The sequence below is a fragment of the Advenella sp. FME57 genome, assembly GCF_014897675.1.
Taxonomy (GTDB): domain Bacteria; phylum Pseudomonadota; class Gammaproteobacteria; order Burkholderiales; family Burkholderiaceae_B; genus Advenella.
Genome location: NZ_JABUXU010000010.1, coordinates 74,380 through 88,992 on the forward strand (window position 1 = coordinate 74,380; position 14,613 = coordinate 88,992).

The 14,613-nt window shown below is 50.4% G+C and carries 17 protein-coding genes; 8 read left to right on the top strand and 9 right to left on the bottom strand.

Annotation, left to right across the window (positions count from 1 at the left end; translation table 11 throughout):
• Positions 1–5 precede the first annotated feature (5 nt).
• Together INT32_RS12975 and INT32_RS12980 are read left to right on the top strand one after the other, a co-directional pair.
• Positions 6–740, top strand: a complete 735-nt coding sequence (locus tag INT32_RS12975) for an SDR family NAD(P)-dependent oxidoreductase (RefSeq protein ID WP_193089259.1) — start codon at positions 6–8, stop codon at positions 738–740.
• A gap of 241 nt (positions 741–981) precedes the next feature.
• Positions 982–1,581 (top strand): NADPH-dependent F420 reductase, encoded by a 600-nt coding sequence (locus INT32_RS12980; protein WP_193089160.1) that lies wholly within the window; start codon positions 982–984, stop codon positions 1,579–1,581.
• A 50-nt stretch (positions 1,582–1,631) separates the two neighbouring features.
• Here INT32_RS12980 and INT32_RS12985 read toward each other — a convergent pair whose 3' ends face one another.
• Positions 1,632–2,489, bottom strand: coding sequence for a PA4780 family RIO1-like protein kinase (locus tag INT32_RS12985; protein WP_193089161.1), 858 nt, complete (start codon positions 2,487–2,489; stop codon positions 1,632–1,634).
• A gap of 664 nt (positions 2,490–3,153) precedes the next feature.
• Between INT32_RS12985 and INT32_RS12990 the strand changes: the two genes are divergently transcribed.
• The 5 genes from INT32_RS12990 to INT32_RS13010 all read left to right on the top strand — a co-directional run bounded on the left by INT32_RS12990 (position 3,154) and on the right by INT32_RS13010 (position 7,288).
• Positions 3,154–4,137, top strand: a complete 984-nt coding sequence (locus INT32_RS12990; protein ID WP_193089162.1) for a DUF1852 domain-containing protein — start codon at positions 3,154–3,156, stop codon at positions 4,135–4,137.
• 27 nt (positions 4,138–4,164) lie between these two features.
• The gene (locus INT32_RS12995; RefSeq protein WP_193089163.1) at positions 4,165–5,193 is read left to right on the top strand and encodes a methionine synthase; all 1,029 of its coding nucleotides are present in this window, start codon (positions 4,165–4,167) and stop codon (positions 5,191–5,193) included.
• 132 nt (positions 5,194–5,325) lie between these two features.
• Positions 5,326–5,835, top strand: a complete 510-nt coding sequence (locus INT32_RS13000) for a flavin reductase family protein (protein WP_193089164.1) — start codon at positions 5,326–5,328, stop codon at positions 5,833–5,835.
• Between the two features lie 130 nt (positions 5,836–5,965).
• A complete protein-coding gene (locus tag INT32_RS13005) occupies positions 5,966–6,268 on the top strand; it encodes a helix-turn-helix transcriptional regulator (protein WP_014752010.1) in 303 nt (100 codons plus the stop codon).
• A gap of 60 nt (positions 6,269–6,328) precedes the next feature.
• Positions 6,329–7,288 carry a zinc-dependent alcohol dehydrogenase family protein gene (locus INT32_RS13010; RefSeq protein ID WP_193089165.1) on the top strand — a complete coding sequence of 320 codons (960 nt, stop codon included), beginning with the start codon at positions 6,329–6,331 and terminating at the stop codon, positions 7,286–7,288.
• Between the two features lie 184 nt (positions 7,289–7,472).
• On the opposite strand, the gene INT32_RS13015 is transcribed toward INT32_RS13010, so the two are convergent.
• The 3 genes from INT32_RS13015 to INT32_RS13025 are packed head-to-tail and all read right to left on the bottom strand — an operon-like array spanning position 7,473 to position 9,005.
• Entirely contained in the window at positions 7,473–7,808 is a 336-nt protein-coding gene (locus INT32_RS13015; RefSeq protein WP_193089166.1) for an EthD domain-containing protein, read from the bottom strand.
• Positions 7,809–7,830: 22 nt separating this feature from the next.
• The gene (locus tag INT32_RS13020; protein ID WP_193089167.1) at positions 7,831–8,799 is read right to left on the bottom strand and encodes a tripartite tricarboxylate transporter substrate binding protein; all 969 of its coding nucleotides are present in this window, start codon (positions 8,797–8,799) and stop codon (positions 7,831–7,833) included.
• 26 nt (positions 8,800–8,825) lie between these two features.
• Positions 8,826–9,005, bottom strand: coding sequence for a hypothetical protein (locus tag INT32_RS13025; RefSeq protein WP_193089168.1), 180 nt, complete (start codon positions 9,003–9,005; stop codon positions 8,826–8,828).
• 332 nt (positions 9,006–9,337) lie between these two features.
• Here INT32_RS13025 and INT32_RS13030 point away from each other — a divergent pair, with 332 nt between their 5' ends.
• A complete protein-coding gene (locus INT32_RS13030) occupies positions 9,338–10,360 on the top strand; it encodes an esterase (RefSeq protein ID WP_193089169.1) in 1,023 nt (340 codons plus the stop codon).
• A 116-nt stretch (positions 10,361–10,476) separates the two neighbouring features.
• Here the strand turns inward: INT32_RS13030 and INT32_RS13035 are convergent, their stop codons facing one another.
• The 5 genes from INT32_RS13035 to INT32_RS13055 are packed head-to-tail and all read right to left on the bottom strand — an operon-like array spanning position 10,477 to position 14,568.
• Positions 10,477–11,472 (bottom strand): tripartite tricarboxylate transporter substrate binding protein, encoded by a 996-nt coding sequence (locus INT32_RS13035; protein ID WP_193089170.1) that lies wholly within the window; start codon positions 11,470–11,472, stop codon positions 10,477–10,479.
• Between the two features lie 52 nt (positions 11,473–11,524).
• Entirely contained in the window at positions 11,525–12,574 is a 1,050-nt protein-coding gene (locus INT32_RS13040; protein WP_193089171.1) for an iron-containing alcohol dehydrogenase family protein, read from the bottom strand.
• On the bottom strand, positions 12,571–12,912 hold the full coding sequence (locus INT32_RS13045; RefSeq protein ID WP_226817001.1) for a MaoC family dehydratase: 342 nt from the start codon (positions 12,910–12,912) through the stop codon (positions 12,571–12,573). The genes INT32_RS13040 and INT32_RS13045 overlap by 4 nt, the downstream gene beginning before the upstream one ends.
• Positions 12,913–12,922: 10 nt before the next feature.
• Positions 12,923–13,372 (bottom strand): hypothetical protein, encoded by a 450-nt coding sequence (locus tag INT32_RS13050; RefSeq protein ID WP_193089172.1) that lies wholly within the window; start codon positions 13,370–13,372, stop codon positions 12,923–12,925.
• Positions 13,369–14,568: a CaiB/BaiF CoA-transferase family protein gene (locus INT32_RS13055; protein WP_193089173.1), complete on the bottom strand. Its 1,200-nt coding sequence runs from the start codon at positions 14,566–14,568 to the stop codon at positions 13,369–13,371. Before INT32_RS13055 ends, INT32_RS13050 begins: the two co-directional genes overlap by 4 nt.
• Positions 14,569–14,613: the final 45 nt, after the last annotated feature.

Genomic DNA, 14,613 nt, shown 5'->3' on the forward strand with positions numbered 1-14,613 from the left:
CTGTTATGGGAAAGCTAGAAGGCAAGGTTGCAGTTGTTACGGGTGGATCAAGTGGCATGGCGTTAGCCAGCGCCAAGCGATTTGTTGAAGAGGGCGCCTATGTGTTTATCACCGGCAGAAGGCAAGAGGCATTGGATGAGGCCGTTAAGCTTATTGGGCGAAACGTGACCGGCGTGCGTGCAGATTCGGCCCATTTAGACGATCTTGACCGTCTGTTCGATACAGTTAAACGGGAGAAGGGCAAGATTGACGTTCTGTATGCGAGTGCCGGCACGGGCGAAGCCGTTGCTTTGGGCGAGATTACCGAGCAGCATTTTGATACGACGTTCAACCTGAATACGCGCGGCACGCTGTTTACCGTCCAGAAGGCGCTGCCATTGTTCAATGATGGCGGGTCGATCTTTATGACCGGCTCCATTGCGTCTGTGAAAGGGTTTCCAGATTTCAGTGTGTATGCGGGGAGCAAGGCAGCGTTGCACGCCTTCGCACGCGGATGGCTTAACGAACTGAAGAGCCGAAAAATCCGCGTAAATGTGCTTAGCCCCGGGCAGATCGCCACGCCGATTCAAGAGCAGCTTTTTGACGAAGAAACAATTCGAGCTTTCGAATCCCTGGTTCCGCGCGGAAAGATGGGCAAGCCTGAAGAAATTGCGACAGCGGCGCTGTTTCTTGCTTCAGACGATTCGAGTTTTGTGAATGGCGTGGAGTTGTATGTTGATGGCGGCACTGCGGCCATCTGAGGTCGCACCGAGCATTTGCAGCAAAAATAGTGTTCAAAAATCACGCCAAAAGCGTGCGGCCTGGCCCGGTCAACTTGAAAAAGACGACATGGGTGGTGCCGATCAATATGGAATCTCGATCACAAGACGGGATTAATTGTGGTGATTGTCCGGCGGGTGCGGTCATATCTGTACCCGCTACCGGTCATCAATGAATGTGGGTTCGTGGTTAATCACAACGGCCCATCAATGGAGAGTTAGCATGAGTTATTCAATAATTGGTTTTGGTTCGGTAGGCCAGGCGCTTGCCCGGGCATTCGCAAGAAAGAACATCGAAGTGAGCGTTGCCGGCCGACGTGCGCCCGAGGCGTTGACGCAGCAGGCACAAGCGATTGGCCCGACCGTTGTACCCACGACGCTGCAGGAGGCCATCGCATCCGACATAATCTTCCTGGCCGTGCCGTTTCGGGAACATCGCGAAGTGGCCAAGCTATTGGCAAGCTGGCGTGGTAAGACGATTGTCGATGCGACAAATGCCTACGGCATTTCCGAGGAAGAGCTCGAAGGCTTGCCGTCGGCCGCTGTTGTCGCCAAGGCGTTTACCGATGCCAGCGTTGTAAAGGGCTTTAACCACCTGGTGGCTGCCGTTCTGGGCGCTGATCCGAGCGTAAATGGTGGCAGCCGTGTCGTGTTTTTATCCAGCGATGATGAACATGCCGTGGCGCCGGTCGCGGCGCTGGCGGAGCAACTGGGTTATGCACCGATTGCGCTGGGGCCCCTCAAGGAAGGCGGCGCGTTGGTTCACGGCAGCGGTAATACCTGGGGGAAATTGATCTTTAAGGATTTGGTCAGGTTCAAATAGCGGTGTGTCAAGAACACCTGGAACCCAGCAGGTGTTGTTGCTCAGCGCCCTTACTGGGTGCTGGTCAATTGCTGCTCGCGGCGCACCCGCGCCTCTTCTTCCAGGCGACTATCTTCCAGTTCCAGCAGCAGGCTGTCCATATCCACGGGGCTAGCGTCGGGTTCGACATAGCCGGTCAGTTCGACATCCACGTTAAGTTCGCCCGCTTCGTAAAGCGCCCACATTTCCTTGCCATAGCTGGCAGATAGAAGTTCTGGAGCAAAGCGCCCAAAATACGCTGCAAGGTTGTTCACGTCGCGAACCAGCATCGCGCCCGCTTCTGTGTTCGCGGCGGCGTCAACGGCCTGAGGCAGATCAATAATGACCGGGCCATCGGCGGCAAGCAGGATGTTGTATTCGGACAGATCGCCGTGTATGACGCCTGCGCAAAGCATGCGTACAACCTGGTTGAGCAGCATGGCGTGCAGCTCCAGAGCACGTTCTTGGGTCAGGTCCACGTCGTTCAGTCGCGGCGCGACATCGCCCTCTGCATCCACAACCAGTTCCATCAGCAACACGCCGTCGGTGCATATATAGGGCTGGGGTACGCGCACGCCGGCATTGGCCAGCCGGAATAATGCGTCCACTTCGGCGTTCTGCCAGACTTCTTCCTGCATCTGGCGACCGTAGCGGCTGCCTTTTTCCATGGCGCGGGCCTGCCTGGAATTTTGTACCTTGCGGCCGTCCCGGTACGACGCTGCCTGCCGGAAGCTGCGTTGTTTGGCATCTTTGTACACTTTTGCGCATCGCGTGGCGTCGCCGCTGCGTACGACATACACGGTGGCTTCTTTGCCGCTCATGAGCTGGCTGAGCACTGCGTCGATGAGGCCTTCTTCAAGGAGCGGCACAAGCCGCTTGGGCACTTTCACGCGACCGCCGCTATTGAGGGGCAGCAAATGTGCTGAATGCGGGGGCAAAACGGAAATAGGGTATAGGAAAGAAAGAAATTCATGCCCTATTGTAAAGGAGGTGGTAACCCACGGAGCGACAATTTCGATATTTCGCTATTGAAATCAACGACAAAACCCTCGCCGCGCCGTGATACATGGCTTCTAAGGCAGCGTGTTTTGCGAGTATTCATCCCCATTTATGGGGTAGAACCGAGCCTTGAACACCAGGAGATTTAAGCTGGAGCCGGGACCAGAATCGAACCTGTAGCCCTTGCTGCGGGGAGTTCCCTGTGCTGCACCGGAGTCCGCCTCGCCATGCCCCGTCTGTCACATCGGTATTGGCAAGGTAAGTTAAGCTTAAAAACTGAGTCATTACCCTTCTTGCATAATGAGTGTGCCGTGGGGCAATGAAAGGACAGCGAATAGGGAGGGGCACATTGACGTGCCGCTCGGCGCGCTCACCATTCTATGAATGAAGCCGACGAAAGAATGAATTTTATTCACTTTAAATATGACTAATGCAATATAGACTGCCGCCTTTGCATCACAAATGTCTAGATTGCTGAAATTAAAAAAAAGAAAATTTGAGCATCGTTGAATAGATAAATGTGGGTTTTATCCTGGAAATTAAGGCAGCAGCATAATGAGTACAGAGTTTACATTTGCCATTAAGAGCACTTGTTTCAATGAAGACTATCGTCCTTCAGACAATACGCGAATCACCACCAACTTTGCCAATCTGGCCAGAGGCGAGAGTCGGCAAGAGAACCTGCGCAATACCCTTAAGATGATTGACAATCGTTTTAATGCCCTGGCGCATTGGGACAACCCTACTGGCGATCGCTATAGCGTCAACCTTGACATTATCTCAGTTGAAATGCGCTTTGAAGGTCAAAGCAATGATCGCGACCTGCCTGTGATTGAAATATTAAAGACGAGCGTAGTTGATCGAAAAACCAACGAATGCATTGAGGGCATTGTAGGAAACAATTTTTCTTCTTACGTGCGAGATTATGACTTTAGTGTGCTGCTGCCGGAATACGCCAAGCATCAGCCCGAATTCGGCGCGCCCGAGGACTTTGGACAATTGCATGGCAAGTTGTTCAAGAGCTTTGTGAATTCAAAGACTTACAAGGATAATTTCGCCAAAGCACCTGTTATATGCCTGAGCGTGTCGAGCAGCAAGACCTATCATCGTACTGAAAACCAGCACCCCGTGTTGGGCGTGGAATACCACCAAGATAAATATTCATTGACTGACGAGTACTTCAAAAAAATGGGGATGAAGGTCCGCTATTTCATGCCTGCCAATAGTGCGGCGCCATTGGCCTTTTATTTTTCCGGCGATTTGCTGCGTGATTATACGGACCTTGAGCTCATTAGCACCATCAGCACGATGGACACCTTCCAAAAAATTTATCGGCCAGAGATTTACAACGCAAATTCTGCCGCAGGCAAGTCTTATCAGCCGAGTTTGAAGCACCAGGATTATTCGTTAACCCGGATTGTTTATGATCGGGAGGAACGTAGCCGGCTGGCGGCCGAGCAGGGAAGGTACGCCGAGGAGCAGTTCATCAAACCATACCGGGCGATTCTTGAGCAATGGTCCGCGCACTCCCATCTTTGAAAACTCAAACACACCATGACTACTATTGTGAAAAAATTATTACCCACATCAACGGCTGGCAGCCTGCCTAAACCCGCCTGGCTTGCCGAACCCGAAAAACTCTGGTCCCCCTGGAAACTGCAGGATGAGGGATTGATCGAGGGCAAGCAAGATGCGTTGCGTCTGTCTTTACAGGAGCAACAGCACGCGGGGATTGACATCGTTAGCGACGGTGAACAAACGCGCCAGCATTTCGTGACAACATTCATTGAACACCTGGAAGGTGTGGATTTCGAGAACCGCAAGACCGTTAGAATTCGTGATCGCTATGATGCGAGCGTGCCGACGGTCGTGGGTGCCGTCGCTCGGCGCAAGCCCGTGTTTGTTGACGACGCGCGGTTTTTGCGTCAACAGACTAATCAACCGATCAAATGGGCCTTACCGGGTCCCATGACGATGATCGATACCCTGTATGATGCCCACTATCAAAGTCGCGAAAAGCTGGCTTGGGAATTTGCCAAGATTCTTAATCAGGAAGCCAAAGAGCTGGAGGCTGCGGGTGTCGATATCATCCAATTTGACGAACCTGCGTTCAATGTGTTCTTTGATGAGGTAAATGATTGGGGCGTCGCTACGCTGGAAAGAGCCATTGAAGGACTGAAGTGTGAAACCGCGGTTCATATTTGCTATGGCTATGGCATCAAAGCGAATACGGATTGGAAAAAGACGCTGGGATCCGAGTGGCGGCAGTATGAAGAAGCGTTCCCCAAGTTGCAGAAATCCAGTATCGACATCGTCTCGCTGGAATGCCAAAACTCGCACGTTCCCATGGATCTTATCGAACTGATTCGCGGTAAAAAAGTGATGGTGGGCGCCATTGATGTGGCCACAAACACCATTGAAACACCCGATGAAGTGGCCGATACGCTGCGAAAAGCACTGCAGTTCGTGGATGCCGATAAGCTCTATCCGTGCACCAATTGCGGCATGGCGCCATTGTCGCGTAGCGTTGCAAGAGGCAAGTTGAATGCGTTGAGTGCCGGAGCGGACATCGTTCGCAGGGAACTGGCAAACTGATTTTCTGTCGGGGCATGGTCGTTGCGAACCGTTCGTGACGACCATGCACGGGCTAAGGACGGACGTCTGGCAATCTGGCCGGACTGCTTTTCCTTAGCACTTTCAAGCTACATCCAGTATTTCAATTGCATCATGTCACTTTCCACTACTGCGATTGAGCCTTTGCGTTTTCGCGAAGCGCTCGGGCACTACGCTTCCGGCATCACGGTGATCACATCGCACTTCGAAGGCGAGCCCATTGGCTTCACCTGCCAGTCGTTTCATAGCGTGTCTATGGACCCGCCGCTGGTGTCGTTCAACGTGATGACTCGTTCGACCAGCTATCCAAAAATTCGCCAGGCAGGTCGCTTCGTTGTCAATATTCTGTCCGATGAGCAAGTGGCGATCTCCAGGCAGTTCGCCCAGAGAGGCGCGGACAAGTGGCGCAACGTCCAGTGGCAGGCATCGCCCCTGGGTAGCCCGATCCTTGCCGGCAGCCTTCACTGGCTTGATTGCGAAATGTACGCTGAATACGCCGCCGGGGATCACTTGATTGTTATTGGTGAAGTAAAAGCGTTGAAGCTGCAGGAGGGTGCTTGCTTGCAGCCGTTGCTGTATTTCAAAGGACAGTATCGAAACATCGCCACGCCTTACGCAGTTTGACAGTATCAGCGACCAGGCGTCGCACCCGTGCTTCTTCTTGCAGGCGACTATCTTCCAGTGTTTGCCACAAGGGTGGGATAGAGAAATACCAACAAATTGACATATCGGTAAATTTCGATATAATAGAGTTATGGACTTACTTGACATATTCAAAGCCCTCTCGAACCGTACTCGTCTTGATATCCTGAGACGCCTGAAGGACCCTGTAAATAACTTCCCTCCGCAAGACGAAGGGGACGTTCATACGGTGGGCGTCTGCGTAAGCAGTATCCAGGAGGGTGTTGGATTGTCGCAGTCCACGGTCTCTGACTATCTGGCCACTTTGCAAAGAGCGGGCCTGGTTGAAGTCCAACGTATTGGTCAGTGGACCTACTATAAACGCAACGAAGAAGCCATCAGTGCGCTTGCCGAACTCATCGGCAAAGACCTGTAATTTTTTTATCACTATATATCGATAAATCCCGATATTCCTTTTTGACGAAATGAGAATCTAATGAAAGCAATCACACTTAACACCTTTGGCGGCCCAGACGCATTTGAACTTTCTGAGGTGCCCAAACCGGTACCTGGAGCAGGGCAAGTTCTGGTTCGGGTTCACGCAACGTCCATCAACCCCCTGGACTATCAGGTCCGGCGCGGGGACTACCCCGACCTGGTGCCACTTCCGGCCATTACCGGACACGATGTTTCCGGCGTGGTAGAAGAAATCGGCGCGGGCGTGACCGCCTTCGCCCCAGGTGACGAGGTCTGGTATACGCCCCAAATTTTCGATGGTCCGGGAAGCTATGCCGAGTACCACGTTGCTGCCGAAAGCATCATAGGCAAGAAACCCGCTACGCTGAGTCATCTTGAAGCCGCTAGCCTGACCCTGGTCGGAGGAACCGCGTGGGAAGCGCTTGTTGTGCGTGCGGGCTTGCGAGTAGGGGAAAGCATTCTGATACACGGCGGCGCAGGGGGGGTAGGGCACGTGGCCATTCAACTTGCGAAGGCCATCGGTGCGAGGGTAATAACCACTGTACGTGAGGCAAATTTTGACTTCGCGCGCAGCATGGGCGCCGATGTTGTCATTGACTATGCGAAAGAAGATTATGTGGCGGCCGTGATGCGTGAAACAGCAGGCCAGGGCGTTGATGTTGTTTTCGATACGATCGGTGGCGACACCCTTGCCCGTTCTCCTGATGTGCTCGCACAGCTGGGTCGCCTGGTCTCTATCGTTGATATCGCGCAACCACAAAACCTCATTAACGCCTGGGGCAAGAATGCGAGTTATCACTTTGTGTTCACAAGACAGAATCGCGGCAAGCTGGATGAACTGAGCGCGCTGGTTGAACGCGGGCAGCTGCGGCCCCATGTTGGAGCCACTTATTCGTTAGCTGATATTGCTCTTGCGCATGCTCGCTTGGAAAGTGCTAATAATGGGTTGCGGGGGAAGATTGCTATTGCTGTGGTGTAGTGAGAGGATCCGGGCGCTGTATACGCTTAGACGTATACGGGGTCTGCGAAAGGACGATCACGTCATTGCCGGATATGGCCGAAGCGGAAAACATCCGCAATCCCGTTGCAAACTCATTAAATATCAATGACAGGATTGAGGTGATTCCAGACGTCTCGGCCATGTCCGGCGCTTGGACAGTTTTTTATGAACCAATGATAAGATTTTCAAAGACTGTGAAGGTTTTTATTTTTCCAATGAATGTAGCTCCATCCGCATGAAGTCGTTTTGCTTCGGGCGAGAGATTAGCTTTTTTAAGAGCATCAATGTCGTCATACCAAATCTCAGCGATACCATCAATATCGGCTTCGATAACCGGAATGTCTTGCCGGAAACGCTCCTCCACAATATTGGATTGGATATAACGCCGAAGGCCCGGAACGGCATGCGCCAATGGGGCGTGTTTTTCCACCCAATGGGTCATGAATTCTTCGTGTGACATGCCTTCTTTTCGTGTAAGCAACGAAATACTTTTGATCATTTAGAGTTTCCCCGAGTGTAAATTACTGTACAACAATATCAGCCGTTTTTATGACGGTTGTCCATAGTTTAGAATCGTTCGTGATTCGTTCGCCTAATTCACTGGATGTACTGGAAGCTGCGTCCATGCCCAGAGTGTGAAGACCGTCCTTGTACTTGGAGGATTCGGCAACTGTTTTGACGGCCGCGTTAAGTTTTTCGATCACTTCTGCGGGTGTTCCAGCGGGTGCGAAAACCCCATACCAGCTAAGTGGTTCAAAACCCTTTAAGCCCAATTCAGCAAAGGTAGGAGTGTCGGGAAGGGTATTTATTCGTTTACTGGAAGTGACGGCAAGAGCGCGCAAATTTCCCGCTTTAAGCTGTTCCTGACCTGCCACGGCCGCATCCACGACAAACGTAATTCTGCCGCCAATGACATCAATGAGTGCTGGCGCTGTTCCCTTGTAAGGGATGTGCTGAATATCGATGTTCGCACGGTTCTTTAGCAATTCACCCCATAAGTGCCCTGAACTTCCGGGGCCGGCTGAGCCGAAAGTGACCGTGCCGGGATTCGCCTTTGCATATGAAAGCAAATCATTCAGCTCTTTTGCGGGAAAATCTTTATCAGTGAACAGTGCGCTGGCAAATGTTGAAGTCAGACTAATCGGTGCTAATTGGCTGACTTTATAGCTTAATTTCTCTCCAAAAAGAGCGGGGTTAACCGTCATCATTCCTGCTGAAGAATATAACAGCGTATATCCGTCTGGGTTTGCATTGGCAACGAACGAGGCTCCGATGGCGCCGCTTGCTCCTCCCTTGTTTTCGATATAGATTTTTTGATTAAGTTCTTTTGACAACTCGTCGGCAAACAATCTTGCTGAGGTAGTGGCCGATCCGCCTGGAGCGAAAGGAACAACTAATCGGATTCCCTTTTCCGGATATTCTGCGTAAGCAACCGAGGACGCAATTGCCAATAAGCTTATTGCTATACCTGACTTGATTAATAATTTCATAAAGATTCCGTGCGTATAGAACTGATTTAAGCCGAATTTATTTGATCATTGAAGTATCTAGAGATACGTTTTGATTGCATCAGCAATGGCGTCAGGCTGTTCTGGCAACAGAGCGTGGCCGCATCAGCAATTTGAGCGGTGGTTACACGCTCATCTCCCCGGTCGTGGCTAAATTGCCAGCCATCCTCTTTGGGCGATTCTGCCATGGCTAGATTCGACCCGACCAAGTATGCCAAACCAAAAATGTGCAATAAGCCTCATCAAAAACCTCCTCATTAATTTGTTCTTTGTTCGCAGCTGCACACCGTATTTGAATCGTGATGTGAGCGACCGAGTTCTTATATTCAAATTGTTGTCGGAAATGCTAATCTGTTTTGATATTTATGTCAATAAATTATACTATTGACCTTTATGAGGCATAATATTTAAACTTTCGAACTGTTGACTTTTTCCAATCCAAGTCATGACCAAGGCGACGAAAAAATTGTGAACAATAGCGGTGCTATGATTTTCCGGCAATTATAAAAAGGAGACATAAATGAAATTTTTAGGATTGATGGCAACTTTGGGTGTGTCAATTTCTTTGTTCGGCTGCGCATCCAATAAGACTGAAACCGGCCCGATGACCATTGCTAAACAAGGCAGCTTCTTTGTTGGCGGAAAAAATATCAAATCAAATTCGGTATCAAACTTACCCATCTACTCATCATCGGGAACAATTGCGGTAGACCAAGTATATGTCCACTACCAAAAACCGACAGATGCAAAAAATACATCTGTAGTCTTAATCCATGGTTGTTGCTTGACCGGCAAGACTTGGGAGTCTACTCCGGATGGCCGAATGGGATGGGATGAATTATTCGTACGGAATGGTTTTTCTACGTATGTCGTGGATCAAGCCTCGCGAGGTCGGTCTGCCGCCGATCCATCGACCCTCATTGCAGTCAAAGGTGGTCGCCTGACTTCTAAGCAATTGCCGATGGTGAATCACGTATCGCAGGAGGATGCGTGGGAGGTTTTCCGCTTCGGACCCAAATATCCAGAAGTTTATCCTGGCATGCAATTCCCACTAGATGCTCAGGCAGAGTTCTGGAAGCAAATGGTTCCAGACTGGATAAGAGCATTACCCAAACCAACTCCCACGGTGCCAGCATTGTCTGAACTGGCTCAGAAAATCAATGGCGCAGTGCTTATTAGCCACTCCCAATCTGGCATTTTCCCTTTTGAGACGGCAAAATTGAACCCTGCTGGCATCCGTGGAATTGTATCGATTGAACCAGGCGCGTGCCCTGCAGCAGATGAAGACTTGTCTTATCTGAAAGGTATCCCTGTATTGGTTCTTTGGGGCGATTATGTGAACAAATCCCCACGCTGGGAACCGCGGTTAAAGGCATGCAAGGAATTCGTAGTTGCAGCGAATAAAGCAGGAGTCAAAGCGCAAAATGTGATGTTGAGCGATTTAGGCATGACTGGTGCGTCGCATATGCTCATGCAGGACAAGAATAGCATTCTGATAGGTAAATGGTTGATCGGTTGGATTAATCAGAACGTGAAAAGCTGATTTTTCTATCCGAGTTTTTACATATAGCGGCGCTCTGCGCGTTCCGTTACGGAATGCGGAAAAGACATTGGCCGCCCAAGCGGTCAATGTCAATGCGTTTTGTTCGCCCGTAAACTCTACTCCATCTTGATCCCGCTTTGTTTGGCGACTTTCCCCCATTTTTCGTATTCAGATTGGAAAAATGCGGTGAATTGTTGTGGGGTGCCCCCTTTGACCTCCATGCCTTGAGCTAGTATAGTTTTGTTGAACTTAGGGTCGGCAAGGACTATATCCAAAGCGTCGGAAAGTTTTTGCACTACGTTCGCGTCGATTTTTTCTGGCCCGAGAAGGCCGAACCAAGTCTGCGCGTCAAACCCCTCGATTCCTGCTTCAGCGATGGTGGGTACATCAGGGACTAGTGATGATCGTTTAGAGGAGGTGACTGCAATGGGAAATGCTTTTCCGGATTTGACCGGAGGAAGCGCAGTAACCAGAACATCAAACATCATGTCAATCTGTCCCCCCATCAGATCAGTCAATGCTGGGGCACTGCCCTTGTAGGGTACGTGGACGATATCAACCTGGGCTAGAGATTTGAACAGTTCGCCTGCTAAATGAGCTGCACTTCCAACGCCGAATGATCCGTATGTTAGCTCCTTGGGTTTGCTCTTGGCGAGTTTAATGAGCGATGCCAAGTCATTCCCCTTTGGCTTTTTGTTGACGATCAGCAGCAGTGGGGCGGCTGAAACAAGCTTTATAGTCTTGAAGGACTTGATGGGATCATACGAAAGCTTCGAATAGCTGTGGGGAGTCACTGTCAAAGGGCCTGCCGCGCTGAACAGTAAGGTGTATCCATCAGGGGCAGCCTGCGCAACATGCGAATGTGCAATCTGCCCTCCTGCTCCTGGGCGGTTTACTACCAGAAACGGCTGATGTAACTGTTCGGACAAGCCTTTTGCCACAAGGCGAGCGGTTGAATCGGTTGAACCTCCTGCGGAATAAGGAACAATTATCTCTACTGGCTTATTGGGATAGTTCTGAGCGAAAGCTGCGTGGGATGCCACTCCGGAAATCAGGCAGCAGCTCCAGAAAACACGTTTTACGACTTTCAAGTGGGATATTGCACTAGACATGAATAATTCCTTTGTTAGTCGGTCAATCGGCCGCTTCTTTAGCCGGTAACTACTAGAGGTTGCCGGTAAAAACAGCGTGCATGAGTCGTTGAGCACGATCGCGATCGAGTGCGGCTGGGTTAAATTTCAGGTGATGTGCTGCCATCAATGAATCAGTCAATGGCTCCATGGTTTTCCATGAAACCCCTAGGCTATTAAGGCTGCGGGGGAGCTGAAGCGTGTCGATAAGTTCTTGTGATAGCGCTACAATATCGTTTACGCGGAAAGCTTCCTCTACAAGGCGAATGGCCTGTGGTGCCATTTCACGGTTGATGGCAAGCGTTTTGGGTAGAGCGATAGCATTGATCACCCCATGGGTAAGCCCGGTGGCACCACCCACGACATGACAGACGGCATGATGCAAACCGAGTCCGCAAGCATTGATGGAAAATCCTGCCAGACTTGCGGCTTCGAAAAGTTGTAATCTTATGGTGCCGTCTAGCGGCTTCCCGTATGATTGCTTTAGTAGGGTGGGCCACATTCTTCCTGCTTGCATGGCCGCAGATTTACCAAACCAATTGGACTTCACGCTGTAAAAGGCTTCGATGCAATGTGCCCAGGAATTAATCCCGCTTGCAGCTAGCTCATGGCGAGGAAGTGACTCGAGCAGCTCTGGATCATAAATCACCGTGCTGGCCAGGTATTGGCGGCCTCCTTTGCCTTCCTTTGTGCCGGATACGGTACGAATACCATATACATTGGTCATTTCGCCACCGCCCAACGAGGTGGGTATTGCGATAAATGTCGCTGGTACCGAATCCAGCACCCCTTTCACCAAGTCAATGGCGCTTCCGCTGCCAATGCCAATGATGATATCCGGCTTGAACGCTTTGGCCAATACTGTACTTTGGTTCAGTACCAACGCCGGAGTGTGGGGCAGGGAGCCCGAGAATACCGTTACTTCAGCCTGTGGGAAAAGAGCGCTCCAGTCGGCGAGTGCTACGCTGCGGGAAGAACCAACGACCAGAATGCGCTTGCCGACTATGTCTTTCAATGCATCTTGAAACTTTCCCAGGAGAATGATCTGAGCCGGGAAATGCATCTTGGTGATCGGATTTCTCATGTGTTCACCAGTCTGGCATAACCGATCATTGTGGTGCCCTGTGCTACTCGTCCTTCAATTGTTCCATCATCGTCAATGGTTACGACAAGTTGATCTCCGGGGCAGACGGGAGCAATCCATTTGGTATAGAGCTCGCCCTCGGTAAACCAGCGCTCCCCATACATTTGTGCTGCCAGACCAGCCGCGTATCCCATGACATTAAGGCCATGCGCTAAGGTACCTCTAAACCCCCGGGACTTGGCCAGTTCGTCGTCATAATGAATAGTATCGTTGTCGCCATTGATTACGCCGTATTGGTCAATAATGGCTTGCGTCATTTCAATTTTTTTTTCCAGCATGGTGGGTTCCTTATTCGGGTAAATGCAAGGTATGGTTGGCCTCAGCCACAATTGTTCCGTCTGTCTTTCGGAACTGTGCAGAGAATCTGAGCCATTTACGGCCACGTTTTTCAAATTTCTCTGTCACTTTTCCTGATGCGATAAGATCAGTCGTCTCATCGGCAAAGATGGGGCTACGCCATTTCCATAACTGGTCGTATACAACAATGCCTTGAATCGGGGGGTAGCGTCGATACAGAACGGCTAACAGGTACACGGAAAGCACATTTGGCGCACACACATTTCGGCCATTGAGGGAATAGTTTTTTTCCTGCTCGTCAATGGCTTCAAGATATTCAGTATTGATTTCCGGCGTAATGGAAAATGCCATGTCAGGCAGTTCCGCGCCTATTTCGAAAATTTCGTAAGGCGTGCCGGGCTGATCGCCCTCACGCGGTTTAACTTCACTTGGACGTGTCATAGCTTCTCTCCTTGTTTAAAGATCGCCCCTTTGCTTTTCAGAAAGGTAAGTTTTGCTTCGTTGTACCCGCAAAGGCGAGTCAAGATTTCATCTGTGTCCGCTCCTAACTGTGGCGGATAACATAACGATTCAGCGTTTTCGTATTTGAAAGGATTTCCCAGAAATTCGATGTCATTACCTGATTCAGGATGACTCAACGTTTCGACCATGGAACGCAATGCAGTAAGAGGTTGAGATAATGCTTCCGCTACATTTAGGACCGGCGCGGCGGGAATACGGGCGTCAAACAGTTCTGCAGTCCATTGATCTCGATTTTTAAGGCGGAACAGCTCCGTCAGGACTTGTGCCAGCATATCGACGTTCTTGATTCGATCCGCCGAGCTAGTGAAGCGAGGATCGTTGGCGAGATCGGGCCTGCCTATCGCATTGCAAAACTTATTCCAAAATGCATCTCCTGTTGGGGAAATGACTAGCGGCTTTCCGTCAGCGCACAGAAATGATTCGCTGGGTGCGATCATCGGGTGTCTTGATCCGTGCGCCTGCGGAATATCACCTGAAATAAAGTAGTTCTGCGCTTGCCACGTTAGAAGTGCTAACTGACAATCCAGCAACGAAATTTGAACTGATCGACCCTTTCCATTCAAAGTGGCCGAAAGCAGAGCGCCCAAAGTGGCAAGGGCCAAATAAAGTCCGCCTGCAAGATCTGCTATCTGGTAACCGGCTCGCACAGGCTTTCCTTCGTGTTCACCGGTAATGCTCATGAACCCACCTAATGCCTGGACAATCAAATCGAAGGCTGGCGCGTTCGAGTAGGGTGGAGCATCGTGGAACCCAATAAGTTGACCAACAACAATTTTTGGATTAATTGACTTTAATGTATTGAAATCAATACCGAGTTTTTCTGGTACGTTAGGTGCGAATCCGTAAATAACAGCATGGGATTGACGTACCAAGTCATGGAGTGCGGCCAGGCCTTCTGATTTTTTAAGATCAAGCGCAATGCTTTTTTTGCCGCGGTTCGCTGAAAGGAAGAACGATGAATCTTGCTCAAAGAAATAGGGCGGGATGGTGCGCGACATATCACCATCCATAGGTTCAATCTTAATCACTTCTGCGCCTAGCTGAGCGAGGGTTTGGCCGCCGAAAGGACCGCCTAATACCCAGCTTAAATCTAATACTCTGACCCCACTCAGCATCTTGATATTCCTTTAGATATTCCATTATATGGAGTATAATTTTAT